Origin of the sequence: Serratia sp. CY82433 (assembly GCF_052166535.1) — a bacterium.
GTDB lineage: Bacteria > Pseudomonadota > Gammaproteobacteria > Enterobacterales > Enterobacteriaceae > Serratia > Serratia sarumanii.
Window position 1 is genome coordinate 61689 of sequence record NZ_JBJNOR010000005.1, and the last position, 26793, is coordinate 88481.

At 61.3% G+C, this 26793-nt stretch carries 24 protein-coding genes; 17 read left to right on the forward strand and 7 right to left on the reverse strand.

What is annotated here, in order from left to right; genetic code table 11:
• Window positions 1-128: 128 nt before the first annotated feature.
• A complete protein-coding gene (gene trmN, locus ACJ8PI_RS20020) occupies window positions 129-875 on the forward strand; it encodes a tRNA(1)(Val) (adenine(37)-N(6))-methyltransferase TrmN (RefSeq protein WP_204350488.1) in 747 nt (248 codons plus the stop codon).
• 38 nt (window positions 876-913) lie between these two features.
• Here the strand turns inward: trmN and nadB are convergent, their stop codons facing one another.
• Window positions 914-2515, reverse strand: coding sequence for an L-aspartate oxidase (nadB, locus tag ACJ8PI_RS20025; RefSeq protein ID WP_204350489.1), 1602 nt, complete (start codon window positions 2513-2515; stop codon window positions 914-916).
• Between the two features lie 214 nt (window positions 2516-2729).
• Here nadB and rpoE point away from each other — a divergent pair, with 214 nt between their 5' ends.
• The 4 genes from rpoE to rseC are packed head-to-tail and all read left to right on the forward strand — an operon-like array spanning window position 2730 to window position 5421.
• Window positions 2730-3305, forward strand: coding sequence for an RNA polymerase sigma factor RpoE (gene rpoE, locus ACJ8PI_RS20030; protein ID WP_004929136.1), 576 nt, complete (start codon window positions 2730-2732; stop codon window positions 3303-3305).
• Window positions 3306-3335: 30 nt separating this feature from the next.
• Window positions 3336-3989 carry an anti-sigma-E factor RseA gene (gene rseA, locus ACJ8PI_RS20035; RefSeq protein ID WP_016929795.1) on the forward strand — a complete coding sequence of 218 codons (654 nt, stop codon included), beginning with the start codon at window positions 3336-3338 and terminating at the stop codon, window positions 3987-3989.
• Complete coding sequence (gene rseB / locus ACJ8PI_RS20040; RefSeq protein WP_033635628.1) at window positions 3989-4948, forward strand: sigma-E factor regulatory protein RseB; 960 nt, start codon at window positions 3989-3991, stop codon at window positions 4946-4948. The genes rseA and rseB overlap by 1 nt, the downstream gene beginning before the upstream one ends.
• The gene (gene rseC, locus ACJ8PI_RS20045; RefSeq protein ID WP_033635627.1) at window positions 4945-5421 is read left to right on the forward strand and encodes a SoxR-reducing system protein RseC; all 477 of its coding nucleotides are present in this window, start codon (window positions 4945-4947) and stop codon (window positions 5419-5421) included. Before rseB ends, rseC begins: the two co-directional genes overlap by 4 nt.
• Here the strand turns inward: rseC and ACJ8PI_RS20050 are convergent.
• Window positions 5418-6254, reverse strand: coding sequence for a hypothetical protein (locus ACJ8PI_RS20050; RefSeq protein ID WP_033654302.1), 837 nt, complete (start codon window positions 6252-6254; stop codon window positions 5418-5420). The two genes, rseC and ACJ8PI_RS20050, sit on opposite strands and share 4 nt — an antisense overlap.
• Window positions 6255-6773: 519 nt before the next feature.
• Here ACJ8PI_RS20050 and lepA point away from each other — a divergent pair.
• The 7 genes from lepA to acpS all read left to right on the forward strand — a co-directional run bounded on the left by lepA (window position 6774) and on the right by acpS (window position 13326).
• Window positions 6774-8573, forward strand: coding sequence for a translation elongation factor 4 (lepA, locus tag ACJ8PI_RS20055; RefSeq protein ID WP_033648940.1), 1800 nt, complete (start codon window positions 6774-6776; stop codon window positions 8571-8573).
• Window positions 8574-8605: 32 nt separating this feature from the next.
• Window positions 8606-9583: a signal peptidase I gene (gene lepB, locus ACJ8PI_RS20060; protein WP_033635624.1), complete on the forward strand. Its 978-nt coding sequence runs from the start codon at window positions 8606-8608 to the stop codon at window positions 9581-9583.
• Window positions 9584-9819: 236 nt separating this feature from the next.
• Window positions 9820-10500 (forward strand): ribonuclease III, encoded by a 681-nt coding sequence (gene rnc, locus ACJ8PI_RS20065; RefSeq protein ID WP_004929158.1) that lies wholly within the window; start codon window positions 9820-9822, stop codon window positions 10498-10500.
• Window positions 10497-11405: a GTPase Era gene (gene era / locus ACJ8PI_RS20070; RefSeq protein WP_004929162.1), complete on the forward strand. Its 909-nt coding sequence runs from the start codon at window positions 10497-10499 to the stop codon at window positions 11403-11405. Before rnc ends, era begins: the two co-directional genes overlap by 4 nt.
• 6 nt (window positions 11406-11411) lie before the next feature.
• A complete protein-coding gene (gene recO / locus ACJ8PI_RS20075) occupies window positions 11412-12143 on the forward strand; it encodes a DNA repair protein RecO (protein WP_004929165.1) in 732 nt (243 codons plus the stop codon).
• A gap of 71 nt (window positions 12144-12214) precedes the next feature.
• Window positions 12215-12946 carry a pyridoxine 5'-phosphate synthase gene (gene pdxJ / locus ACJ8PI_RS20080; RefSeq protein WP_025303943.1) on the forward strand — a complete coding sequence of 244 codons (732 nt, stop codon included), beginning with the start codon at window positions 12215-12217 and terminating at the stop codon, window positions 12944-12946.
• On the forward strand, window positions 12946-13326 hold the full coding sequence (gene acpS, locus ACJ8PI_RS20085) for a holo-ACP synthase (protein ID WP_004929169.1): 381 nt from the start codon (window positions 12946-12948) through the stop codon (window positions 13324-13326). The genes pdxJ and acpS overlap by 1 nt, the downstream gene beginning before the upstream one ends.
• A 45-nt stretch (window positions 13327-13371) precedes the next feature.
• Here acpS and ACJ8PI_RS20090 read toward each other — a convergent pair whose 3' ends face one another.
• The 3 genes from ACJ8PI_RS20090 to ACJ8PI_RS20100 all read right to left on the reverse strand — a co-directional run bounded on the left by ACJ8PI_RS20090 (window position 13372) and on the right by ACJ8PI_RS20100 (window position 16260).
• Window positions 13372-13632: a YfhL family 4Fe-4S dicluster ferredoxin gene (locus ACJ8PI_RS20090; RefSeq protein ID WP_033635622.1), complete on the reverse strand. Its 261-nt coding sequence runs from the start codon at window positions 13630-13632 to the stop codon at window positions 13372-13374.
• A 91-nt stretch (window positions 13633-13723) separates the two neighbouring features.
• The gene (locus tag ACJ8PI_RS20095) at window positions 13724-15268 is read right to left on the reverse strand and encodes a phosphoethanolamine transferase (RefSeq protein ID WP_190296740.1); all 1545 of its coding nucleotides are present in this window, start codon (window positions 15266-15268) and stop codon (window positions 13724-13726) included.
• A 143-nt stretch (window positions 15269-15411) separates the two neighbouring features.
• Entirely contained in the window at window positions 15412-16260 is an 849-nt protein-coding gene (locus ACJ8PI_RS20100) for a MurR/RpiR family transcriptional regulator (protein WP_033648938.1), read from the reverse strand.
• Between the two features lie 167 nt (window positions 16261-16427).
• On the opposite strand from ACJ8PI_RS20100, the gene murQ reads away from it, so the two are divergent.
• From murQ to yfhb, 3 genes are read left to right on the forward strand one after another with little or no spacing between them, the layout of a single operon-like run.
• Entirely contained in the window at window positions 16428-17321 is an 894-nt protein-coding gene (gene murQ, locus ACJ8PI_RS20105) for an N-acetylmuramic acid 6-phosphate etherase (protein ID WP_033648937.1), read from the forward strand.
• 18 nt (window positions 17322-17339) lie between these two features.
• Complete coding sequence (locus tag ACJ8PI_RS20110) at window positions 17340-18707, forward strand: PTS transporter subunit EIIC (protein WP_164134620.1); 1368 nt, start codon at window positions 17340-17342, stop codon at window positions 18705-18707.
• Between the two features lie 3 nt (window positions 18708-18710).
• A complete protein-coding gene (gene yfhb / locus ACJ8PI_RS20115; RefSeq protein ID WP_039568563.1) occupies window positions 18711-19367 on the forward strand; it encodes a phosphatidylglycerophosphatase C in 657 nt (218 codons plus the stop codon).
• Window positions 19368-19402: 35 nt separating this feature from the next.
• Here yfhb and ACJ8PI_RS20120 read toward each other — a convergent pair whose 3' ends face one another.
• Window positions 19403-20467 (reverse strand): DUF2157 domain-containing protein, encoded by a 1065-nt coding sequence (locus tag ACJ8PI_RS20120; protein WP_060428986.1) that lies wholly within the window; start codon window positions 20465-20467, stop codon window positions 19403-19405.
• Window positions 20468-20584: 117 nt separating this feature from the next.
• On the opposite strand from ACJ8PI_RS20120, the gene tadA reads away from it, so the two are divergent.
• The gene (gene tadA / locus ACJ8PI_RS20125) at window positions 20585-21091 is read left to right on the forward strand and encodes a tRNA adenosine(34) deaminase TadA (protein WP_033648933.1); all 507 of its coding nucleotides are present in this window, start codon (window positions 20585-20587) and stop codon (window positions 21089-21091) included.
• Here tadA and mltF read toward each other — a convergent pair whose 3' ends face one another.
• Window positions 21092-22552, reverse strand: a complete 1461-nt coding sequence (gene mltF, locus ACJ8PI_RS20130; RefSeq protein ID WP_041036366.1) for a membrane-bound lytic murein transglycosylase MltF — start codon at window positions 22550-22552, stop codon at window positions 21092-21094. It lies immediately after the preceding gene.
• 274 nt (window positions 22553-22826) lie between these two features.
• Here mltF and purL point away from each other — a divergent pair, with 274 nt between their 5' ends.
• Window positions 22827-26720 (forward strand): phosphoribosylformylglycinamidine synthase, encoded by a 3894-nt coding sequence (purL, locus tag ACJ8PI_RS20135; protein ID WP_172841023.1) that lies wholly within the window; start codon window positions 22827-22829, stop codon window positions 26718-26720.
• Window positions 26721-26793: the final 73 nt, after the last annotated feature.

A 26793-nucleotide genomic window follows, 5' to 3' on the forward strand; every position in this document is an offset into this window, starting at 1 on the left:
TACCTCTACTTGGGGCGCCGATTATAGACGGGTTGGCCGCGATCTTCACCTATTTAAGCGGAAAGCCGCTCTTTTCCCGCCGATCAGATTGCCTTATGCTACGCCAGTTTTATAGCCAGGTGGTGAGAGTGAGCAAGCGTTCGAAAGCCGATTTTACCCCGCGCCGCGGGGGTTTTACCTTTAAACAATTCTTTGTCGCCCACGATCGTTGCGCCATGAAAGTGGGCACCGACGGGGTGCTGCTCGGCGCCTGGGCGCCGCTGGGGCAGGCGCGCCGGGTGCTGGACATTGGCAGCGGCAGCGGGCTGATCGCGCTGATGCTGGCGCAGCGCAGCGGCGACGAAGTGACCATTGACGCGGTGGAGCTGGACGAAGCCGCCGCCGGCCAGGCGCGCGAAAACGCGGCGGCATCGCCGTGGCCGCAGCGCATCCGCGTGCATGCGCAGGATATTCACCATTATGCGCAGCGGCATGCCGCTGAGTATGATCTGATAGTCAGCAATCCGCCGTATTTCGAGCCGGCGGTGGCCTGCCGCGACCAGGCGCGCCACAACGCGCGCTACACCGAAACCCTGACGCACGAGGCGCTGTTGGCCTGTGCGGCGCAGCTGCTGACGGAACAGGGGACGTTTTGCGTGGTGCTGCCGCACGACATCGGCGCTGAATTCGAACGTCTGGCGCAGCAAAGCGGCTGGCATACGGCGGTGAAAGTGAACGTCAGCGATCGGGCCGATACGCCGCTGCACCGGGTGCTGCTGGCGCTGACGCGGCGGGAAACGCCGCTGCAGGCGCAGGCGCTGGCGATCAAGCAGGCCGACGGCAGCTACACCGACGATTTCCGCCATTTGATCGCTGACTTCTACCTGTTCTACTGAAAAGAAAAGGGCGCCGATTAGGCGCCCTGTCGCAGCGTTTAAGGCTGCAAAATGGTCGGCAGCGCTTCCGGCAGCAGATCCGGGTAGTCCAGCGTGTAGTGCAGGCCGCGGCTCTCTTTGCGCGCCATGGCGCTGCGCACGATAAGCTCTGCCACCTGCACCAGATTGCGCAGCTCCAGCAGGTTGTTGGAGATGCGGAAGTGAGCGTAGTACTCGTCGATTTCCGCCTGCAGGGTGTTGATGCGGCGCAGGGCGCGCTCCAACCGCTTGGTGGTGCGCACGATGCCGACGTAATCCCACATGAACAGCCGCAGCTCGTGCCAGTTGTGCTGAATCACCACCCGTTCGTCCGCATCGTCCACCCGGCTTTCATCCCAGTGCGGCACCTGTTTGGCCTGCTGAATGAACGGCAGGCGCTGCAGAATGTCTTCCGCCGCCGACCAACCGTACACCAGGCACTCCAGCAGCGAATTCGACGCCATGCGGTTGGCGCCGTGCAGGCCGGTATAGCTGACCTCGCCGATGGCGTACAGCCCGTCGAGATCGGTGCGGCCGTGCTGATCGACCATCACGCCGCCGCAGGTGTAGTGCGCCGCCGGGACGATCGGGATCGGCTGCCGGGTCAGATCGAAGCCCAGCGTCAGCAGCTTCTCGTGGATCATCGGGAAGTGCTGGGTGATGAACTCCGCCGGCTTGTGGCTGATGTCCAGGTACATGCAGTCGGCGCCCAGGCGCTTCATTTCATGGTCGATGGCGCGGGCGACGATATCGCGCGGGGCCAGTTCGCCGCGCGGGTCGAAATCCGGCATAAAGCGGCTGCCGTCCGGGCGCTTCAGGTAAGCCCCTTCGCCGCGCAGCGCTTCGGTCAGCAGGAAGTTGCGCGCCTGCGGATGGAACAGGCAGGTCGGGTGAAACTGGTTGAACTCCAGGTTGGCGACCCGGCAGCCGGCTCGCCAGGCCATGGCGATGCCGTCGCCGGAGGAGATGTCCGGGTTGGTGGTGTATTGGTATACCTTGGCCGCGCCGCCGGTCGCCAGCACCACCGTTTTGGCGCGGTAGGTTTCCACCCGCTCCATCTCGCGGTTCCAGACGTACGCGCCCACCACTCGGCGGGTGCCCGGCAGGCCGATTTTGTTCGAGGTGATAAGGTCAACCGCGTTGCGGCGCTCCATCACGCAAATATTGGGGTGAGCGCTTGCTTTCCCCACCAGCGTGGTCTCTACTTCCTTACCGGTCGCGTCCGCGGCGTGCAGGATGCGGCGATGGCTGTGGCCGCCTTCGCGCGTGAGGTGATAATGCTCCTCGCCCTGCGCGTTGACCTCGGTATCGAACAGCACGCCCTGATCGATCAGCCACTGCACGCAGTGGCGCGCGTTGCCGGCGATGAATTCGACGGCCTCTTTGTCGCACAGGCCGGCGCCGGCAATCAAAGTGTCATCAACGTGTGAGGCAATGCTGTCCGTCTCATCGAACACCGCGGCGATCCCGCCCTGGGCGTAAAAGGTGGCCCCCTCGCTGAGCGGCCCCTTGCTGAGAACGGTAACCTTGCAATGCTGTGCCAGGCGCAGCGCCAGTGACAGGCCCGCAGCGCCGCTGCCGACGATCAGTACATCGCTTACATGTTCAGATGATGGTTGCATAACGTATGATGTGTGCAGAAGAAGAGTGAATTTCATGTTAGCCTAACTGTCCGGGCAAAAGCCACGGATAGGGTGACATCAACAGAAAAAACAATGGCTATATGGAACTTCGTGTTCTATATGAACTCCAAGCGAGTGCTTGCTCAGGAAAATAATGTATGGCTGGCAGTACAATTTTACGCGTGGAGACGGATTTGGGGAGAGTTTACCTCGGATGAGCGAGCAGTTAACGGATCAAGTTCTGGTCGAGCGGGTCCAAAAGGGCGATCAGAAATCGTTTAACCTACTGGTAGTGCGCTATCAGCATAAGGTGGCGAGTCTCGTTTCCCGCTATGTGCCGCAGGGCGATGTGCCCGATGTGGTGCAGGAGTCGTTTATCAAGGCCTATCGCGCACTGGAATCGTTCCGTGGCGACAGCGCTTTTTATACTTGGTTGTATCGAATCGCCGTGAACACGGCAAAGAATTATCTGGTTGCTCAGGGGCGCCGTCCGCCATCCAGTGATGTGGACGCCAACGATGCGGAAAATTACGAAAGTGCGGGCGCACTGAAAGAAATTTCGAACCCTGAGAACTTAATGTTGTCAGAAGAGCTGAGACAGATAGTTTTCCGTACCATTGAGTCGCTCCCCGAGGATCTTCGCATGGCGATTACCCTGCGGGAGTTGGATGGTCTAAGCTACGAAGAGATAGCCGCCATCATGGATTGCCCGGTCGGAACCGTACGTTCGCGTATTTTTCGCGCCCGGGAAGCTATCGATAATAAAGTTCAACCGCTGATCCAGCGTTAGCAATGGCGGGCACAGGAAGGGTACTTAGGCATGCAGAAAGAAAAGCTTTCCGCTCTGATGGATGGTGAATCGTTCGACAGCGAGCTGTTGAGTTCTCTGTCGCAAGATCGAACGCTTCAACAAAGCTGGCAGAGCTATCACCTGATACGTGACACACTGCGAGGTGATGTCGGGCAAGTGATGCATCTCGACATCGCCGATCGCGTAGCCGCTGCACTTGAGAAAGAACCCGCCCGGCTGGTGCCTTCCGCCGTTCAGGAATCTCAGCCGCAGCCTCACACCTGGCAGAAAATGCCGTTTTGGGACAAAGTGCGTCCCTGGGCGAGCCAGATTACGCAAATCGGTATGGCGGCCTGCGTGTCGCTGGCGGTGATCGTCGGCGTGCAGCAGTACAACCAGCCTTCTGCGCCATCGAACGCGTCCGAATCGCCGGCCTTCACCACGCTGCCGATCATGGGCCAGGCCTCGCCGGTCAGCCTGGGCGTCCCGGCCGACAGTTTCTCCACCGGCAGCGGCCAACAGCAGCAGGTGCAGGAACAGCGCAAGCGTATCAACGCCATGCTGCAGGACTATGAACTGCAACGTCGCCTGCATTCGGATCAGCTGCAGCTTGAGCAAGGCAACCCGCAACAGGCCGCCATTCAGGTTCCCGGAACTCAGTCTTTAGGAATGCAACAGCAGTAATGAAGCAAATCTGGTTCTCCGTTTGTTTATTGACGGGCAGCCTGCTCTATTCCAGCATCGCCCCGGCGCAGCCAACTGCGTCCGGGGCGTTATTGCAACAGATGAGCAGCGCCAGCCGTTCTCTCAATTACGAGCTCGCCTACATCAGCATCAGCAAGCAGGGAATCGAGTCGTTGCGCTATCGCCATGCGGTGATCGGCAACGTGCCGCTCGGCCAGCTGCTGCATATGGACGGCCCGCGCCGCGAAGTGTTGCAGCGCGGCGGCGGGATCAGCTACTTCGAACCCGGCCTGGAGCCGTTCACGCTCACCGGCGATCACATCGTCGATGCGTTGCCGGCGATCGTCTATGCCGATTTCACCCGCCTGGCCAAGTACTACGACTTTATCTCCGTGGGCAGCACCCGCATCGCCGATCGGCCGTGTGAAGTGCTGCGCGTGGTGGCGCGCGACGGTTCCCGCTACAGCTATATCGTCTGGATGGACGAGGACACCAAGCTGCCGCTGCGGGTGGATCTGCTCGATCGCGACGGCGAAACGCTGGAGCAATATCGGGTGATCTCCTTCGCGGTCGGCGCCGACGTGCAGGGCGCGATGCAGGGGCTGCTCAAAGCCAACCTGCCGCCGCTGCTGTCGCTGCCGGCGGTGGAAAACGTCAAGCTCAGCTGGAGCACCGGTTGGCTGCCGGCCGGGGTGGACGAGGTGGCGCGCAATCGCCGCAAATTGCCGAACGTCGCCGTGCCGGTTGAATCCCGGCTCTACAGCGACGGCCTGTTCAGCTTCTCGGTCAACGTCAGCCCGGCGGGCAGCGGAGCCGGGCAGCAATACTACCGTCAGGGGCGCCGCACCATTCAGACCGAAGTGCGCGCGGGCAACGAAATCACTATCGTGGGCGAATTGCCGCCGGCTACGGCCAAGCGCATCGCCGACAGCATTTCTTTCAAGGTATCGCCGCAATGATGAAAGAGTGGGCCACGGTGGTTTCGTGGCAACAGGGCGTAGCGCTGCTGCGCTGTGAACCCAAGGCCGGCTGCGGCAGCTGCACCGCGCGTTCCGGCTGCGGCGCGCGCGCGCTGAACGAGCTGGTGCCGGAAACCGAGCATCAGCTGCAGGTGCATATCGATCAGCCGCTCGAACCGGGGCAGCGCGTTGAAGTCGGCATTGCGGAAGGCAGCCTGCTGCGCTCCGCCATGCTGGTTTACCTGACGCCGCTGCTGGGCATGATGCTGGGCGGCACGTTGCTGCAATATTGTTTCGGCAGCGACGCCTCGGCGGCCGTCGGCGCCGTACTGGGCGGCGCGGCGGCCTTTATGCTGGCGCGCCGGTTGGCCCGGCGTCTGGGCGAGCAGGCCGATTATCAGCCGGTGGTGCTGCAGATTGGGTTGCCGCCTACCGCGATGCGCATGCAGGCGGAAAATTCCCCGCTGATTTAAACCGACGGCCGCGTCATCGCCGGGTTGTGATAGGCGGGGATGCGGTTGTGGATCATATGCTCCAGCAGCGCGATGAACAGATCGGCGCTGAGCAGCGAATCGTAGTTAATCGCGAACAGCACATTTCCCTGGCCGTCGAGCAAACGGATGCCGCGCTGTGGATGGTTTTCCACCGCGCGGATCTGCTCGAGCGGCACGTTGCCCCGCTCCGTGGTCAGCAAGGTGGCGCTCAGCCGCAACGTTTCGGTCGGCGTGCCTTGCCGCTTGCCGAGCAGCAGTTGCCACAGCCAGCGCGCGTCGCCCTCAACGGTGTGAAACGACACCGTCTCCCCTTGATAGAGCGCATTCAGCGCCAGCGGCCCGCGCTGCTGCAGCTGTTGGTCGACGATCACGTCCGCCAGCCGCCACGAATGGGCGACATTGCTGAAAACCGTACACCAGGGCTGATCCGCGCCGGCGCGGAACGCCGTGACGTCAAACAGCCCGCCAAAAGCCTGGCCGCCGCGAAAGCGATAGATATCGCCGATCTTCTCAAACGGGATGAAGCGCTCTTTGTGATGGTGGCCGTCAAAGACCCGCACGCCGTGCTCGTACAGGCGATAGGTCAGCGTCGGGCGCAGATAGTGCCGCAGTGCCAGCAGCGTACAGCCGAGTAAAATCGTGCCCGCCCCGGCCTGCAACAGCGTGATGACCTCGCTCTCATCAATGCTGCTCAGCAGCGGCAGCACCAACAGCGCCGCCCCCACGCTAAACAGCAGCGCCGCCGCCGCCAGAATGCCCCAGTTGACCTTTGAAAAATCGTGCCGGCTCAGCATTTGCCCTTTATCGATCATAATGCACCTTCCAATCAACGTACGGATATATGCTGGTGAACCCCGGTGGGCTGCCGATGTAGTGCCCTGAATAATGTTTTGTCGCGGAGTTCATGCCCTTTCTATCCGAGGGGCGGTGGTGGCGTATATGGGGTTTTTCCTAAAGGAAGAGGGGTGAGATGGAAATCTAAGAGGTTGATCCAAATATTCTTTTTTTAGAATTTCGGAGAGGGTTTATTGCGCTGCGGCCGGTTATGTATTAGCGCCGGAGTTTGGTGGCCACGAATCATCGGCAAGCCTTGGGTTCAGGCCGTATCGTCCGCGTTAACATCTGTTTTCACCCGCCGGGGCGCCCTGTAACATTTAGCGGCGCATAATAGAATGCCTTCACTGCACCGATCGCTAGGTTTTCAGTGGTGTGGCATGTAGAATGCAGCGATTCAGGTGCAAGACGGCCTAACCCATTCACTGTCGCTTTAGGTCCATGCGGGTTTCTATAGGCGAGTAATTCAGAAATACCAAGGCAGAAAAACTTTTATAATGAAGCATATACGAAATTTCTCCATTATTGCCCATATTGACCACGGTAAGTCGACGCTGTCTGACCGCATTATCCAAATCTGCGGTGGCTTGTCTGACCGTGAAATGGCCGCGCAGGTGCTCGATTCCATGGATCTGGAGCGCGAGCGCGGCATCACCATCAAAGCGCAGAGCGTGACGCTGGATTATAAGGCGCTGGATGGGCAGACCTATCAACTCAACTTTATCGACACCCCCGGCCACGTTGACTTCTCCTATGAAGTTTCCCGCTCGCTGGCGGCCTGCGAAGGCGCGCTGCTGGTGGTGGATGCCGGTCAGGGCGTCGAAGCCCAGACGCTGGCCAACTGCTACACCGCGATCGAAATGGATCTGGAAGTGGTGCCGGTGCTGAACAAAATCGACCTGCCGGCCGCCGATCCGGATCGCGCCGCGCAGGAAATTGAAGACATCGTCGGCATCGACGCCACCGATGCGGTGCGCTGCTCGGCCAAAACCGGCGTCGGCGTGCCCGACGTGCTGGAGCGCCTGGTGCGCGACATCCCGCCGCCGCAGGGCGATCCTGATGCGCCGCTGCAGGCGCTGATCATCGACTCCTGGTTCGATAACTACCTGGGCGTCGTGTCTCTGGTGCGCGTCAAGAACGGCACGCTGCGCAAGGGCGACAAGATCAAGGTCATGAGCACCGGCCAGGTGTACAACGCCGACCGCCTGGGCATCTTCACGCCGAAGCAGGTCGATCGCGACGTGCTGAACTGCGGCGAAGTGGGCTGGCTGGTCTGTGCGATCAAAGACATCCTCGGCGCGCCGGTGGGCGATACCCTGACGCAGGCGCGTCAGCCGGCGGATAAAGCGCTGCCGGGCTTCAAGAAAGTGAAGCCGCAGGTGTACGCCGGTCTGTTCCCGATCAGCTCCGACGATTATGAGTCCTTCCGCGATGCGCTGGGCAAGCTGAGCCTCAACGACGCCTCCCTGTTCTACGAACCGGAAAGTTCCACCGCGCTGGGCTTCGGCTTCCGCTGCGGCTTCCTCGGCCTGCTGCACATGGAGATCATTCAGGAGCGTCTGGAGCGTGAATACGATCTGGATCTGATCACCACCGCGCCGACGGTCGTCTACGAAGTGGAAACCACCGGCAAAGAAGTGATCTACGTCGACAGCCCGTCCAAGCTGCCGCCGTTGAACAACATCCAGGAACTGCGCGAGCCGATCGCCGAATGTCACATGCTGATGCCGCAGGAATACTTGGGTAACGTCATCACCCTGTGCGTCGAGAAGCGCGGTGTGCAGACCAACATGGTCTACCACGGCAACCAGGTGGCGTTGACCTATGAAATCCCGATGGCGGAAGTGGTGCTCGACTTCTTCGACCGCCTGAAGTCCACGTCGCGCGGCTATGCGTCGCTGGATTACAACTTCAAGCGCTTCCAGGCCTCCGACATGGTGCGCGTGGACGTGCTGATCAACAACGAGCGCGTGGATGCGCTGGCGCTGATCACTCACCGCGACAACTCGCAGTATCGCGGCCGTGAGTTGGTGGAGAAGATGAAAGATCTGATCCCGCGTCAGCAGTTCGACATCGCGATTCAGGCGGCGATCGGCACGCACATCATCGCGCGTTCCACCGTGAAGCAGCTGCGTAAAAACGTGCTGGCGAAATGCTACGGCGGTGACGTCAGCCGTAAGAAAAAGCTGCTGCAGAAACAGAAAGACGGTAAGAAACGCATGAAGCAGGTCGGCAACGTCGAACTGCCGCAGGAAGCGTTCCTGGCCATTCTGCACGTCGGTAAAGACGGCAAGTAACCGCGACGAGTTCGCGAAACGAGGGAGTTTGCATGGCGAATATGTTTGCCCTGATCCTGGCGTTGGCCACCCTGGTCACCGGGATCATCTGGTGCTTCGAGCGCTTCAAATGGGCGCCGGCCCGCCGCGCGAAGATCGCGGCGGTCAACGCACAGACCGCGGGCGCCGTAGACGATAAAACGCTGGCGAAAGTGGCGAAGCAGCCAGGCTGGGTGGAGACCGGCGCATCGGTGTTCCCGGTGCTGCTGCTGGTCTTTGTGGTGCGTTCGTTTATTTACGAACCGTTCCAGATCCCGTCCGGCTCAATGATGCCGACGCTGTTGATTGGCGATTTCATTCTGGTGGAGAAATATGCCTACGGCATTAAAGATCCGATTACCCAGACCACGCTCATTGAAACCGGCCATCCGAAGCGCGGCGATATTGCGGTATTTAAATATCCGCTGGATCCGAAACTGGATTATATCAAGCGCGTGATCGGCCTGCCGGGCGACCGTATTACTTACGATCCGGTGAATAAGCGCGTTACGGTGCAGCCGTCCTGCAACAGTGGGCAGTCCTGCGATACCGCGCTGGCGGTGACCTACGCCGACGCGCAGCCGAGCGACTTCGTGCAGTTGTTCAGCCGCAGCGGCATGGGCGAGGCCAGCAACGGCTTCTACCAGATCCCGCTGAGCGATAACGTGCCGCCGGGCGGCATTCGCATGCGCGAGCGCCAGGAAAGCCTCGGCAACGTCACGCATCGTATCCTGACCGTGCCGGACGCGCAGGATCGGGTGGGCGCTTACTACCAACAGCCGGGCAAACCGCTGGCGGAGTGGGTGGTGCCGGCCGGGCATTACTTCATGATGGGCGACAACCGCGACAACAGCGCGGACAGCCGTTACTGGGGCTTTGTGCCGGAGAAGAATCTGGTGGGTAAAGCCACGGCCATCTGGATGAGCTTTGAAAAGCAGGAAGGTGAGTGGCCTACCGGCGTGCGTTTCAGCCGGATCGGCGGCATTCATTAATCGCTGACTGATTCCCTGTTAATTTCACGCCGCAGCCTACTGCGGCGTGAAAGATTAAGGGGATATAAAACACAGCATTATGTTTCCACTCGTTGTAGAATACTTTCTCGAGCGATAAAAAGTTGGCCCCTGCTGGGAGCCACTGCAAACGAAACAGCTTTGGATCGGCTTTCGGCGAAGCAGGCCTGTTCCGTATGCTGCAAGTTTTTGACGCATTCTTGATCTATTGGTAACTCATGAACCCCATCGTAATAAACAGGCTGCAGCGGAAGCTGGGCTACACTTTTCAACAGCAGGAGCTTTTACTGCAGGCTTTGACTCACCGCAGCGCCAGCAGTAAACACAATGAACGTCTTGAGTTTCTGGGTGACTCGATTCTGAGCTTTGTCATCGCCAATGCGCTCTATCACCGCTTTCCTCGCGTCGACGAGGGCGATATGAGCCGCATGCGCGCCACGCTGGTGCGCGGCAACACGCTGGCGGAGATGGCGCGCGAGTTTGACCTGGGCGAATGTCTGCGGCTTGGGCCGGGCGAATTGAAAAGTGGTGGGTTCCGCCGCGAGTCAATCCTGGCGGATACGGTGGAGGCATTGATCGGCGGCGTGTTCCTGGACAGCGATATCCAGACCGTCGAGCGTCTGATTTTGGACTGGTATCGCAGCCGGTTGGACGAAATCAGCCCCGGTGATAAGCAGAAAGACCCGAAAACCCGTCTGCAGGAGTTTTTGCAGGGGCGTCATCTGCCGTTGCCTTCTTATTTGGTGGTGCAGGTTCGCGGTGAAGCGCACGACCAAGAGTTTACCATCCACTGCCAGGTGAGTGGTTTGAGCGAGCCCGTGGTGGGCACCGGCTCGAGCCGCCGTAAAGCCGAGCAGGCGGCAGCGGAACAAGCGCTGAAAAAGCTGGAGCTTGAATGAGCGAAGTAAAACAACACTGCGGGTTTATCGCCATCGTCGGCCGCCCGAACGTGGGCAAATCGACGTTGCTGAACCAACTGCTGGGGCAGAAGGTTTCCATTACGTCGCGTAAGCCGCAGACGACCCGTCACCGCATTATGGGCATCGACACCGATGGCGCCTATCAGGCGATCTACGTCGACACCCCAGGGCTGCACATCGAAGAAAAACGCGCCATCAACCGCTTGATGAACCGCGCGGCCAGCAGTTCGATCGGCGACGTCGAACTGGTGATCTTCGTGGTCGAAGGCACCAACTGGACCGCCGACGACGAAATGGTGGTCAACAAGCTGCGCAGCCTGCGCTGCCCGGTATTGCTGGCGATCAACAAGGTCGATAACGTCACCGACAAATCCAAGCTGTTGCCGCACATCGCGTTCCTCAGCCAGCAGATGAACTTCCTCGACGTGGTGCCTATCTCCGCCGAAAAAGGCATGAACGTCGACACCATCGCCGGCATCGTGCGCAAGCTGCTGCCGGAAGCGGAACACCACTTCCCGGAAGACTACATCACCGATCGCTCACAGCGCTTTATGGCCTCCGAGATCATCCGCGAGAAGCTGATGCGTTTCCTGGGCGAAGAGCTGCCGTACTCGGTGACGGTAGAAATCGAACAGTTCGTGGCCAACGATCGCGGCGGCTACGATGTGCACGGCCTGATCCTGGTCGAGCGCGAAGGCCAGAAGAAAATGGTCATCGGCAACAAAGGCGCCAAGATCAAAACCATCGGCATCGAAGCGCGCCAGGACATGGAACAGATGTTCGACGCCAAAGTGCATCTCGAGCTGTGGGTGAAAGTGAAATCCGGTTGGGCGGACGACGAACGTGCGCTGCGCAGCCTGGGCTATGTTGACGATCTGAAGTAACGATCCGTGGACGGCTGGGAGCGCGCTTTCGTCCTGCATGGGCGGCCGTACAGTGAAACCAGTCTGATGCTGGATCTGTTTACCGAAGGTCATGGGCGGGTGCGCTTGCTGGCGAAAGGCGCGCGCAGCCGCCGCTCCAATCTGAAGGGTTGCCTGCAGCCCTTTACTCCTCTGTTAGTGCGCTGGGGCGGCCGCGGCGAAGTGAAAACGCTGCGCAACGCTGAAGCGGTCTCCCTCGGTTTACCCCTCAGCGGCATGATGCTTTACAGCGGCCTGTACGTGAACGAACTGCTGGCGCGCGTGCTCGAGCAGGAAACCAACTATTCGGTGCTGTTCTTCGACTATCTGCAATGCCTGCAGGCGCTGGCGGCGGAAGACAGCTCGCCGGAGCAGGCGCTGCGCCAGTTCGAGCTGGCCTTGCTGCACCACCTGGGTTACGGCCTCGATTTCCTGCACTGCGCCGGCAGCGGCCTGCCGGTGGATGATGCCATGACCTATCGCTATCGCGAAGAGAAAGGCTTCATCGCCAGCCTGGTGGTGGATCACTACAGCTTCACCGGGCGCGAATTGCGCGCGCTGGCGGAGCGGCAGTTTCCCGATGCCGAGACGCTGCGCGCCGCCAAGCGTTTCACCCGTATGGCGCTGAAACCCTACCTCGGCGGCAAGCCGTTGAAGAGCCGCGAACTGTTCCGCCAGTTCGTGCGCAAACAGCCGAATACGCCGGTCGACGACGCCTGACCTTTTCCCCTTTTGCCGCCTTGCGCCCGCGTGTAAACTGCTGGCACTGAAAATCGTATTTAGAGGTTGTCATGGCTGATTTGCTGCTGGGCGTCAATATCGATCACATCGCCACGTTACGTAACGCGCGCGGAACCCAATACCCGGATCCGGTTCAGGCGGCATTCATTGCCGAACAGGCGGGGGCCGACGGCATTACCGTGCATCTGCGCGAAGACCGCCGCCACATCACCGACCGCGACGTGCGCCTGCTGCGCCAGACCATCCAGACGCGCATGAATCTGGAGATGGCGGTGACCGACGAGATGCTGGATATCGCCATTGAGCTGAAGCCGCATTTCTGCTGCCTGGTGCCGGAAAAGCGCGAAGAAGTGACCACCGAAGGCGGCCTGGACGTCGCCGGCCAGCTGGACAAAATGAGCGTGGCGGTTGAGCGCCTGGCGCAGGCGGGCATTCTGGTCTCGCTGTTCATCGATCCCGATCATCGTCAGATTGACGCGGCGGTGGCGGTGGGCGCACCCTATATCGAAATCCACACCGGCGCCTACGCCGAAGCGCAGGGCGAGCTGGCGGTACAGGCCGAGCTGCGCCGCATCGCGGTAGCCGCCGCCTACGCGGCCGAGAAGGGGCTGAAGGTCAACGCCGGCCACGGCCTGACCTACCACAACGTGCAGCCGATCGCCGCGCTGCCGGAGATGCACGAGCTGAACATCGGCCATGCGATTATCGGCCAGGCGGTGATGAGCGGGCTGCCGGCCGCGGTTGCCGACATGAAAGTGCTGATGCGGGAAGCGCGCCGGTAATGGCGGTGCTCGGGCTGGGAACCGACATCGTTGAGATGGCGCGTATCGAAGCGGTGGTGGAGCGCAGCGGCGATCGCCTGGCGCGCCGCGTGCTGAGCGACGCCGAGTGGGCGCTGTATCAGCAGCACCAGCAGCCGATTCGCTTTCTGGCCAAACGTTTCGCGGTGAAAGAGGCCGCCGCCAAGGCGTTCGGCACCGGCATTCGCAATGGCCTGGCGTTCAATCAGTTCGAAGTGTTCAACGATGCGCTGGGCAAGCCGAATATTCGTTTGCACGGCCGCGCCGCCGAGCTGGCCGGGGAGATGGGGGTCACCGCGATCCACGTTTCGCTGGCCGATGAACGGCGCTACGCCTGCGCGACGGTGATCGTCGAAAGCTGAAAATAGCAAGGGCGCCTGTGGCGCCCTTGTCAGTCCTGCGGCAAATTAAATGCGATCGGCGTGGTGCAGCACCACGAACTTGTCCCACAGCTGTTCGTTGGTCTCGCGATGCTGCGGATCGGTGATGATGGTGTTGTCGATCGGGCAAACCTGCTGGCAGGTCGGCGTATCGTAATGGCCGACGCACTCGGTGCAGCGATCGGTATCGATCTGATAAATCTCATCGCCCATCGAAATCGCCTGGTTCGGGCATTCCGGCTCGCACATGTCGCAGTTGATGCATTTCTTGGTAATCAGCAGTGCCATTGTCAGTTATCTTTCCATCGGTGTGCTCGGGCTGGCGCGCAATCTATCATAGAATCGCCGCGCGGCGGGCGTTTTTTCGTCATCTTATCGCTTAGGGTAACTCAGGTGGGTCGTCAGCCAGCTGATCGAAATCAACCCTTCTCTGCCCGTCAAACACCCAGCGCTTATCGGTATCCGCCATACGCATCGTAGGCATCACCTCCGGATGGGTAACCCGTATTCCCGCCTCTTGAGCAAACAACCCGATAAAATCGAACGCGCTCAAGGGATCATCAATGATCTGGTGCTGTTGGTCGCGATCGCTCAGCACCAGCAACGGCACCTGGTAATTCTGCCGGGTATCGCCGCTGTGACGCAGAGAACGTATGCCGCCGATATCCTTATGGGAAAGACCGTGATCGGAGAAATAGAACAGTTTAAACGGCGCGCCGGTCTGTTTCAGACTGTGATAAACCTGCTCGATAAAACGATCAGTCTTGCGATAGGTAGAGAGGTAGCAGGCCAGCTCCTTATTCGGCGACTCGACGCTCGGCGGTTCGCCGTTAAGCCGCTCGCAAAAGTCGGCGTGCGAGCCCATCAGATGCAGCACATAAAGGTTGCCTTGCCCCTGGCGGCTCAATAATTGGTCAAATATCGGCAGCAGTGCATCATCATCGGTGTTGCGCGATTGATAGTCGCCTTTCTTCAGGAAGTAATGGTTATCGCTGAACATAGCGATTTTTGATACCGGCGTATCGAATTGCCCGAACATGCCCTGATTGGACAGCCAGTGGGTATTGAGGCCGGCGGCTTTTGCCAGGGTGATGATATTATCTCCGAGGGCAATGCTGTGGCCGTTGCTTAAAGCCAGCGTGCGGGGGAGCGATTCGAATGTATTCGGCGCGGTGGAAATATAATTACTGTAAAACCGTCCCTTGGCATTATCCAGAAACGGTGTAGTGGACACCGGATAACCAAATAAGGACATATGATCCCTGCGCATACTTTCGCCGACGATAATGACATAGTTTTCATTCTTCGGTGCGCCAGAGGTGAACGACCAAGAGTACGGTTCTGAAACGCCGGTGTTTAATTCATCAATTTGCTGTTGATATTGATCGTAAGCGGAGTAGGTGGATAAAAAGAAGTCAGGTAATTTAAGCTTAACCAAGCCACCGCTGAATATTCTGGTGATGACGATAACCGCAAATAACGCCAGCAAAGGCAATATGATTTTTTTTGGTAGTGCTTGTCGCCAAATAAACCTTTTTAAAATAATAAGCATGGTAAATATTACGACAGGCAGCAGATAACACCTGGCTGGGAGGGTATGCAGGAACTCACTCGCTTCTGTACTGTTGGTTTGCAGCAGGGCAGACACCACGGCCGCTGACGGAGACCCGTAAATGGCACCGACCGGCGCATACAGCGCGCACAGCAGAATAAACGGAATAATCAGGCCGTAGCGGGTAAGCGAATGATTAGATAATAATAGCAAGATAAGTGCAATAAAAAGAATATCAATGCCTTTTCCACCGCTGTATCCCATCGCTTTGATCAATATCAAAGCAATAATGGCGTAAAATAAAAAAGTGCGCAGGGTCGGGTGAGCCACGGAGTGCCGCAACTTATCTAAAATAACAGTGTGTGTATTCATAATGGTATCGTTAAATAATGCTGTCCATGCATGCTCAATTATTGAACGATAATTGAGCGAGTCACCGCCCGCACATTATTTTTCGAATGCAGAGAAGGGAAATAATTGAGCTGGCGGCGTTTTATCGGCCGCCATTATACGCCTCAAACCAACTTTTTCATTAACTGTTCGCTGTGTTTGATGCGATCGCGGGCATGATCGAGATCGTGCTGGATCAGCGCCATAAACAGCAGGTCGGTGAGGGCGTACTGGGCCGTGCTGGAAGAGATGGCCGCGCTGCGGGTGTGGGGCTCTTCGGCGATGGTATAGAGGCAGTGGTCCGCGCGCTGCTGCAGGCCGTTGGGAGAGAAGCTGGTCAGCGCCAGCACCCTGGCGCCGGCCTGGCGCGCCTCTTCCGCCGCCAGATTGATTTCACGCCGTTCGCCGCTGAAAGAGATAGCCAGCAGCAGATCGCGTTTGTCCAGCGCCTGCACCGCCGCCAGCTGGACGTGCATGTCCGGTTCGGCCACTGCCATCACGCCGATTTTCAGCAGTTTGAAGGAGAAATCCTTGGCCACCAGCCCGGAGGCGCCGATGCCGATCAGCATCACCCGGCGCGCCTGGCGCAGCATGTCCAGCGCCTGATGCAGCCGCTCTTCGCTGTTGATGTCCAGCGTCGCGCGCAGCGCCGCCTGCTTTTCCGCCAGCAGTTTTTCACCGACGATTTTCAGCGTGTCGCTGCTGAGGATGTGGTTGTGAACGGTCACCACCGGCTCGGCCTGCGGCTGGGCCAGCGTTTCGCTCAGCGCCAGCTTCAGCGCCGGAAAGCCCTTATAGCCCAGCTTTTGGGCGAACTTCACCACGCTCGACTGGCTGATGCCGGCCAGCTCGGCCAGCTTTTGCGAGCTGAGATGGCGCGCCTGCTCGGCGTTGTTCAGCAAAAAGTCCGCCAGCTTGCGGTCGTTTTGCGCCAGTGTCGGATACATCTGGCGTATGCGCAGAAGGGTACTCATTGATCTTTCCCTGGAAACCAGCGGCCATTTTGCCACGCAGGCGGCGAAAACGCGCGGTGAAAATTTTTGTGAGCTCGTCGTTAAAATAGCAAATAGCGCTCGCTTTGTTGAATAAAATATTCAAATATTGATTTAAATTTGTGAATTAAAAATTCAAAGGTGAACAGATGAACTTAGGCGCACTGGTATCGGAAACCCGCAACCCGGCCACCATGGGGCTGGATGAGATGTCGACGCTGGAGATGGTCCGCTGCTTTAACCAGGAAGACCGCAAGGTGCCGGAGGCGATCGAAAAGGTGCTGCCGGCGATCGCGCAGGCGGTCGATTTGGCCGCGGCGGCGTTGAAGGCCGGCGGCCGGCTGATTTATTTGGGCGCCGGCACCAGCGGCCGATTGGGGGTGTTGGATGCCTCCGAGTGCCCGCCGACCTTCGGCGTGCCGCACGGCGTGGTGGTGGGCTTGATCGCCGGCGGGCCGGGCGCACTGCTCAAGGCGGTGGAGGGGGCGGAAGACGACGAAGCCCTGGGCGAAGCCGATCTCCGGGCGCTGAACCTCACCGCCGTCGATATGGTGGTGGGGTTGGCGGCCTCAGGGCGCACGCCTTATGTGATTGGCGCACTGCGCTATGCGCGCGGGCTGGGCTGCCCGACGGCGGCCATCTCCTGCAACCCGGATTCGCCGATCGCGCACGAAGCGCAGGTGGCGATTTCACCGGTGGTGGGGCCGGAGGCGCTGACCGGTTCGACGCGCCTGAAATCCGGCACCGCGCAGAAGCTGGTGCTCAACATGCTGTCGACCGGCGCGATGGTTAAGCTGGGCAAGGTCTATCAGAACCTGATGGTGGACGTGAAGGCCACCAACGTCAAACTGGTGGATCGCGCCTGCCGCATCGTGGTGGAGGCCACCGGCGCCGAACGCGCTCAGGCCGAGGCGGCGCTGGCGCAGACCGGCTTCGAGGTCAAGCCGGCGATACTGATGATTCTGGCCGGCGTCAGCGCCGAAGAGGCGCAGCAGCGGCTGCAGCGGCACGACGGCTACCTGCGCGCGGCGCTGGCGCGTTAACTCACGGTGGGGGCGGCGATGGACAAGACAACGGCATTGGCGACACAGATCCTGGCGGGCGTGGGGGGCGAGGGCAATATCCTCAAACTGGAGAACTGCATGACGCGGGTGCGCGTCGAGGTCAGCGACGAACAGCGTCTGGATCTGGCCGCTCTCAAGCAGCTGTCCGGCGTGAAGGGCTATATCAAACAGGGTGAGCAGCATCAGTTTATCGTTGGCCCGGGCGCCGCCGCCAAGGTGGTGGACGCCATGCGCGCATTGCTGAGCGGTAGCGCGCAGCCCGTCGTCGCCGTCGGTGACGCGGCCCGCATCAAGGCGCAGGCCAAGCAAAAATACGCTGCGCCGATGAGCGGTGCGCTGAAAAAGCTGGCCGATGTTTTTATTCCGCTGATCCCGGCGTTTATCGCCTCGGGCCTGATCACCGGCATCATCAACCTGCTGAAACGGCCCGACATCGCCGGCCAACTGGCGGTGGACTACCCGAACGTGCTGGGGTTGCTGGCGATCTTCGGCAGCGCGGTGTTCGCCATCATGAACATTCTGGTCGGGGTCAACGCCGCGCGGGTGTTCGGCGGCTCCCAGGCGATGGGCGGCGTGATGGCGGGCATTCTCTCCAGCCCGGCGCTGGCGCAGATCACCTTGTTCGGCGAGGCGCTGCAGCCGGGGCGCGGCGGGGTGATCGCCGTGCTGCTGGTGGTGGCGTTGATGTGCTGGGTGGAGAAACGCCTGCGCGCGCTGCTGCCGGAATCGGTTGAGCTGATCCTTAATCCATTGCTGACCACGCTGGTCACCGCCTCGCTGGCGATCCTGATTCTGCAGCCGATCGGCGGCATTATCTCCGACGCCATCGCCCACGGCGCCAATCTGGCGATCGACAAGGGCGGGCTGCTGGTGGGGGCGCTGCTCTCGGGGCTGTTCCTGCCGCTGGTGCTCTCCGGCCTGCACCAGGGGCTGGTGCCGATCCACGTCGAGCTGGTGCAGGCGCACGGTTCCAACCCGCTGCTGCCGATCCTGGCGATGGCCGGCGTCGGGCAGGTAGGGGCGGCGCTGGCGGTGCTGTTGAAGACCCGCAACGCGCGGCTGAAGAAGGTGATCAAAGGGGCGTTGCCGGTCGGCATTCTCGGCATCGGCGAGCCGCTGATCTTCGGGGTGACCTTGCCGCTGGGGCGGCCGTTTATCGGCGCCTGCCTCGGCGGGGCGGTCGGCGGCGCGCTGATCAGCTACTGGAAGGTGGCGACGGTAATCACCTTCGGCATTTCGGGGCTGCCTTTGGCGTTGACCATCGTCTCAGGTAAGGTGATGTTGTATCTGGCGGGGATGCTGATTACGATTGTCGCCGGTTTTCTCTTCACCTGGATGATGGGGTTCAACGATCCCGAGGAGTAGCGTTTGAGCGACAAGCAGCAACAACCGGCCGCAGAGGGGCGCCGCGTGGTCTTTTTCGATCTGGACGGCACCCTGCATCAGGAGGATATGTTCGGCAGTTTCTTGCGCTTTCTGCTGCGCCGTTTGCCGCTGAACCTGCTGCTGGTGATACCGGTGCTGCCGCCGATCGGCCTGGCGCTGCTGCTGCTGGGGCGCGCCGCGCGTTGGCCGATGAGCCTGCTGCTGTGGGCGATTACTTTCGGGCGCTCCGAAGCGAAGCTCAAGGCGCTGGAGCGGCAGTTTATCGAGGCCTTCCGCCAGAAGGTGACCGCGTTTCCGGTGGTGCAAATGCGGCTGCGGCAGTACCTGGACGAGCACGATGCTGAAGTGTGGCTGATCACCGGCTCGCCGGAGCGGCTGGTGGAGCAGGTGTATCGCGACTCGGCGTTTCTGCCGCGCGTGCGGTTGATCGGCAGCCGCATCACGCGCCGCTGCGGCGGCTGGGTCTTGACCCTGCGCTGCCTGGGAGCGCAGAAAGTGGTGCAGCTGGAGCAGCGGCTCGGTGCGCCGCTGAAGTTGTACAGCGGTTACAGCGACAGCAAGCAGGATAATCCGCTGCTGTTCTTTTGTGAGCACCGCTGGCGGGTAAGCAAGCAGGGCGAGCTGCAGCAGCTGGAATAAACCAAGGGCGGAGGATTCCGCCCTTGCTGTTTTTATCAGTACCGCGATCGGTCGTCGGTCACGTCGTGCGGCTTGCGCCCCAGCTGCCAAATCTTCTCCGCATAATGCCCCAGTGCCCACAAGCTCAGGCCGAGCAGCGCGAAGAAAACCGCCTTCGGCATGCTGTCCCAGAAAAACTCGAACAGGCGGGTATACAGGTTAATGCCGAGGAAGGTCAGCCCGAAGCCGCGCAGCATGGCGTCGTCATGCTTCAATCCCAGCCAAATGGCGGCGAGGGCGGCCAGCCCGAACAGCAGGCTCCAGTGGAACAGCTCGATCTGGCGCGCGCGGTACCAGCTGTCGAGGTCGCCGTAGTTGCCGAAGATAGACAGCAGCCACAGGGCGATAAACAGATACAGCAGGCCCATCGCCAGCGACACCCGCTGCAGGCCGCGTTGCGCCAACAGCGGCCGCAGCAGCAGCGCGGCGGCGATCAGCACCGCGCCAAAGGCGATAAAACGAATCGGGTAGCTCATGCCGAGCCAGTAGGCGCCCCAGCCGGACAGGTAGCCGGTCTCGGCGCCGAAGGCGTTGCCGAGCGACAGCAGGGCGAACCACCATACCAACCCGGAGCGGCTGAACCAGCCGATCGCGCCGTACAGCAGCGCGGCGAACAGCAGCAGCACGGAAACCCGGCCGCTGCCGTTATCCAGCCAGACCCCCAGTTGCCATAAGGCGCAGGCGGTAAGCAACACGGCGACAAACAGCGCCGCCTCATTGCCGTAGCGTTTTTCCGGGTGGCGCCGGCGGCGACGCAGCGCCCAGACGTAGGCCAGTGCCGCCAGTACGCCGGCGATCGCCATGCGCACCGGCGCGTCGAAGCGGAACAGTCCGCTGAGCCATGCAAGCAGTTCGCTGTCGGCGAACAGGCTGGTGACGGCGATCAGCAGCGAGGCCAGCGCGGCGAGAAACGCATAGCGCGCCAGCCGCCGCCAGTCGAAAGGCTGCACGGCCACATGCTGCAGCAGCTGCTGCCGTTGTTCGGCCGTCAAGGCGCCTTCTCCCACCCAGCCGTCCAGCGCCTTGCGCACCACGACCGCGTTCTTTTTACTGAGTTTCATGCTTCTTGTCCCTGAATCACATGCTGATTCGGCCAGTATAGCCATTGGCGGGCGGCTACGACAAAGGAGGGCTAGTGTGTATAATGCCCGCCGCAAAAGCGCACGAGGAATTATGCGATGACTGAATATAACGATGAGTACTGGATGCGTCAGGCATTGCAGCTGGCCCTGCGCGCGCAGGAAGAGGGCGAGGTGCCGGTGGGTGCGCTGCTGGTGCTGGACAATCAGGTCATCGGCGAGGGCTGGAACCGCCCGATCGGCCGACACGATCCTACCGCACACGCCGAGATCATGGCGCTGCGCCAGGGCGGCGCGGTGCTGCAAAACTACCGTCTGCTGAACGCCACGCTGTACGTCACGCTGGAGCCCTGCGTGATGTGCGCCGGGGCGATGGTGCACAGCCGCATCCGCCGGTTGGTGTATGGCGCCGCCGACGAGAAAACCGGCGCGGCCGGTTCGCTGGTGGACATTTTGCGCCATCCGGGCATGAACCATCAGGTGGAGATCGTCTCGGGCGTGCTGGCGGAGGAGTGCGCCGCCACCCTGAGCAATTTCTTCCGCCTGCGCCGCGAACAGAAAAAAGCGCTCAGGCTGGCGCAGCGGGCGGCGGATAAGCCGGAATAATCAGTAGTTGAGCGCCAGTTCCGGCATCACCGTCGGGTAGCCTTTCCCCAACGCCTCCTGCTCGGCGGCCGCTTGCGCTGCCTTTCTCTCTTTTTCCTGCAGATAGCCCACCAGGCTGACCTGGTAGCGGCGAATGTTTTCTACATAGTTGTAGGCTTCACGCCCGCGCGCATAGCCGTAGGTCAACTGCGGGTAGTAGCGCTTCTGGCTGAGCATCGGCAGGCGCTGCTTGACGTCGACCCAGCTGTCCGGGTTGCCTTTTTGCGTCTTGGTCAGCTTGCGCGCGTCCAGCATGTGGCCCCAGCCCATGTTGTAAGCCGCCAGCGAGAACCAGATGCGCTCGTCTTCCGGCACGCTGTCCGGCACCTTGGCCATCAGCCGCTGCAGGTAAAGGGCGCCGCCCTGAATGCTCTCTTCCGGATCGAGGCGGTCGTTGACCCCGAGGCCGTCGGCAGTGGCGCGGGTCAGCATCATCAGGCCGCGCACGCCGGTGGGTGAGGTGGCCTGCGGATTCCAGTGCGATTCCTGATAGGCGATGGCCGCCAGCAGCTTCCAGTCGATCTCGTTGGCGTGCTTCTCGAACAGCGGGCGGAAGTTGGGCAGCACCGAGTCGATGGCCGACAGGAAGGTTTTGGTGTCCACATAGTCGAAGCTGCCGACGTGGCCGAGGTATTTCTCTTCGAGCCGCGCCAGGGTGCCGTCGTCCACCATCTGGCTGTAGAAGTCCAGCATCGCCGCGTACAGGCTGTCGTCGCCGTCGCGTTTCAGATACCAGGTGACCGGCTCTTCGTCGGTGACGTCGAACGCCACCGCCAGCTGTGGATGGATGCGCTGCAGCAGCGCGATGGTCACCGAATCGCCGAGGGTGTAGTCCAGCTTGCCGTCGGCCACCCGCTCCAGCAGCTCTTTGGAGGTGAGATCGCTGGAGGACTCCCAGGCGAGATCAGGGTATTTATCCTGTTTGAGCTGCTTTAGCGTGCTGACGTGCGCGGAACCGGAAGCGACCGCCAGCTTGCCTTTAATGTCGGCGAAACTTTTCGGCCGCGGGGTGCCCAGCCGATACACCAGCTGTTGGGAAACGGAGTAGTAGGCCGGGCCGGTGCGCGCGCGGCTGAGGCGTTCCTGGTTGTAGATCAGGCCGGCCGCCAGCAGGTCGGCATCGTCGTCGTCCAGATCGTCGAACAGGTCATTGATGTTCTGATGGGGGATCACCACCAGCTTCACCCCGAGGTAGTTGGCGAAGCGCTTGGCCAGTTCGTAGTCGAGCCCACCCGGCCCTTGCTTGGTGTTGAAATAGGTCAGCGGTGAATTCAGCGTGCTGATACGCAACTCGCCGCGGGAAATGATCTCCTGGAGTTGCCCGCCCGGGCCGCTGCGCCAGGTGATATTGGGCCACAGCGCGAGAGCCAGAAGCAGGGTGACAACGCCGATGAGGATGTAGTTTATTTTAAGACGTTTCAAATAGTTATCCAGTGGTGGCACAGGTACGCCGGCGACGATAACCGCGACTTTTCTCATGGTTAAATCACCAGTGCGGGGGCATTTTGCGCAACAAAACGCCAGTGTGCAACTTTATTGACACGTTATGACAATTCGACGGTGCGGCACGCTTTTATCAATTATCCCTACGCAAACGGTTTCGTCGGCGGCGAGGATTCTCTATAATGACGCGCGTTTTCCCCTGTTGCGCCCAATGAAGCGTCTTATCCGTCGCTTCGAAGACGAGAGAACTTTGATTATGGAAATTCTGCGTGGTTCGCCCGCTTTATCGGCTTTTCGCATTACCAAACTGCTGTCCCGCTGCCAGGACGCTCACCTGCCCGTCAGTGATATCTACGCCGAGTACGTCCACTTTGCCGATGTTAGCGCACCGCTCAGTGCCGAAGAACACGCCAAGCTTCAGCGGCTGCTCAAGTACGGTCCTTCTCTCGCCGAACACGCCCCCGAAGGCCGGTTGCTGCTGGTTACGCCGCGTCCGGGCACCATTTCTCCCTGGTCTTCCAAAGCCACCGACATCGCCCACAACTGCGGTCTGCAGCAGATCGTGCGCCTGGAGCGCGGCCTGGCGTTCTACGTCAAGGCGCCCGAGCTGACGGAAACCCAGTGGCGGCAGCTCGCCGCGCTGCTGCACGATCGCATGATGGAAACCGTCTTCAGCGAACTGCAACAGGCCGAACAGCTGTTCGCGCACCATCAGCCGGCGCCGTATCAGTCGGTCGACGTGCTGGGCGCAGGGCGCGCCGCGCTGGAGCAGGCCAACGTCCGGCTCGGCCTGGCGCTGGCGCAGGACGAGATCGACTACCTGCTGAATGCCTTTACCGGTTTGGGGCGCAACCCGACGGATATCGAACTTTATATGTTCGCGCAGGCCAACTCCGAGCACTGCCGCCACAAGATTTTCAACGCCGACTGGATCATCGACGGCGAACAGCAGCCTAAATCGCTGTTCAAAATGATCAAGAACACCTATGAGCAGACGCCGGACTATGTGCTGTCGGCGTATAAAGACAACGCCGCCGTGATGGAAGGCTCGCAGGTCGGCCGCTTCTTCGCCGCGCCGGAGACCGGCACCTACGATTACCATCAGGAAGACGCGCACATCCTGATGAAGGTGGAAACCCACAACCACCCGACGGCGATCTCGCCGTGGCCGGGCGCCGCGACCGGCTCCGGCGGCGAGATCCGCGACGAGGGGGCTACCGGCCGCGGCGCCAAGCCGAAGGCCGGCCTGGTGGGCTTCTCGGTGTCCAACCTGCGTATTCCCGGCTTTGAACAGCCGTGGGAGCAGGATTTCGGCAAGCCGGAACGCATCGTCACCGCGCTGGATATCATGACCGAAGGCCCGCTGGGCGGCGCGGCGTTCAACAACGAATTCGGTCGTCCGGCGCTGCTGGGCTACTTCCGTACCTATGAAGAGCGCGTCAACAGCCACAACGGCGTTGAGCTGCGCGGTTACCACAAACCGATCATGCTGGCGGGCGGCATCGGCAACATCCGTGCCGATCACGTGCAGAAAGGGGAAATCACCGTTGGCGCCAAGCTGGTGGTGCTGGGCGGCCCGGCGATGAATATCGGCCTGGGCGGCGGCGCGGCGTCGTCGATGGCGTCCGGCCAGTCCGACGCCGATCTGGACTTCGCTTCGGTGCAGCGCGACAACCCGGAAATGGAGCGCCGCTGTCAGGAAGTGATCGACCGCTGCTGGCAGCTGGGCGATCAGAACCCGATCCTGTTCATCCATGACGTCGGCGCAGGCGGCCTGTCCAACGCCATGCCGGAGCTGGTGAGCGACGGCGGCCGCGGCGGCCGCTTCGAGCTGCGCGATATCCTCAACGACGAGCCGGGCATGAGCCCGCTGGAAGTGTGGTGCAACGAATCGCAGGAACGTTACGTGATGGCGATCGCCCCGGCGCAGATGGCGCAGTTCGACGAGATCTGCCGCCGCGAGCGCGCGCCTTATGCGGTGATCGGCGAAGCGACCGAAGAACAGCACCTGACGCTCAACGACCGCCACTTCGACAACCAGCCGATCGACATGCCGCTGGATGTGCTGCTCGGCAAGACGCCGAAAATGTCCCGCGACGTCACCCGCCTGCAGGCGAGCGGCGAGGCGGTGCAGCGCGAGAACATCACGCTGGCCGACGCGGTGAAACGCGTGCTGCATCTGCCGGCCGTGGCGGAGAAAACCTTCCTGATCACCATCGGCGACCGCACCGTTACCGGCATGGTGGCGCGCGACCAGATGGTCGGCCCGTGGCAGATCCCGGTGGCCGACTGCGCGGTCACCACCGCCAGCCTGGACAGCTATTACGGCGAAGCGATGTCGCTCGGTGAACGCGCGCCGGTGGCGCTGCTGGACTTCGCCGCCTCCGGCCGCCTGGCGGTCGGGGAAGCGCTGACCAACCTGGCCGCCACCGAGATCGGCAGCCTGAAGCGCGTGAAGCTGTCCGCCAACTGGATGGCCGCCGCCGGCCACCCGGGCGAAGACGCCGGCCTGTACGAAGCGGTAAAAGCGGTGGGCGAAGAACTGTGCCCGGCGCTGGGCATCACTATCCCGGTGGGTAAAGACTCCATGTCGATGAAGACCCGCTGGCAGGAAGGCAACGAACAGCGTGAAATGACCTCGCCGTTGTCGCTGGTCATCACCGCCTTCGCCCGCGTGGAGGACGTGCGCCACACCGTGACGCCGCAGCTGCGCACCGATAAGGGCGACAGCGCGCTGCTGTTGATCGACCTGGGCAACGGCCATAACGCGCTGGGCGCCACCGCGCTGGCGCAGGTTTATCGCCAACTGGGCGACAAGCCGGCCGACGTGCGCAACGTCGCGCAGCTGGCGGGCTTCTTCAACGCCATGCAGCAGCTGGTGGCCGATCGCGCGCTGCTGGCATACCACGATCGCGCCGACGGCGGCCTGCTGGTGACGCTGGCGGAGATGGCCTTCGCCGGTCACTGCGGCGTGGACGTCAACCTCGACGGCCTCGGCGACGATGCGCTGGCGGTGCTGTTCAACGAAGAGCTGGGCGCGGTGATCCAGGTGAGCGCCGAACGTCTCGACGACGTGAAGCAGGCGTTCGCTCAGCACGGTCTGACCGACAATGTGCATCACATCGGCAGCGTGCAGGCCGGCGATCGTTTCGTCATCACCCAACACGGCCAGGCGCTGTACAGCGAAAGCCGCAATACACTGCGCACCTGGTGGGCGGAAACCACCTGGCAGATGCAGCGCCTGCGCGACAACCCGGCGTGCGCCGATCAGGAACATCAGGCCAAGCAGGATGAACAAGATCCCGGCCTGAATGTGAAGCTGACCTTCGCACCGCAGGAAGACATCGCCGCGCCGTACATCGCCAAGGGCACTCGCCCGAAAGTGGCGGTGCTGCGTGAGCAGGGGGTGAACTCCCACGTTGAAATGGCGGCGGCGTTCCACCGCGCCGGCTTTGATGCGGTGGACGTGCACATGAGCGATCTGCTGGCGGGGCGCCGCGATCTGCAGGACTTCCACACGCTGGTGGCCTGCGGCGGCTTCTCTTACGGCGACGTACTGGGCGCCGGCGAAGGCTGGGCGAAGTCTATCCTGTTCAACGAGCGGGTGCGCGACGAGTTCGAAGCGTTCTTCCACCGTCCGCAGACGCTGGCGCTGGGCGTGTGCAACGGCTGCCAGATGATGTCCAACCTGCGCGAGCTGATCCCGGGCGCCGAACACTGGCCGCGCTTTGTGCGCAACCTGTCGGATCGCTTCGAGGCGCGTTTCAGCCTGGTGGAAGTGGCGGCCAGCCCGTCGCTGTTCCTGCAGGGCATGACCGGTTCGCGCATGCCGATCGCCGTTTCCCACGGCGAGGGGCATGTTGAAGTGCGCGATGCGGCGCATCTGGCCGCGCTGGAAAGCCACGGCCTGGTGGCGCTGCGTTTCGTCAACAACGCCGGTCAGGTGACGGAAACTTACCCGGCCAACCCGAACGGTTCGCCGAACGGCATTACTGCCGTGACCAGCGCCAACGGGCGCGCCACGGTGATGATGCCGCACCCGGAACGCGTGTTCCGCACCGTCAGCAACTCTTGGCACCCGGAAGAGTGGGGCGAGGACAGCCCGTGGATGCGCATGTTCCGCAACGCCCGTAAGCAGCTGGGCTAAAAACGGCCACCGCCGTACAGAGGGTGCAAGCAATTGCGCCCTTTTTTATGGCCGGCGTTCGCCGTCTGGCGGC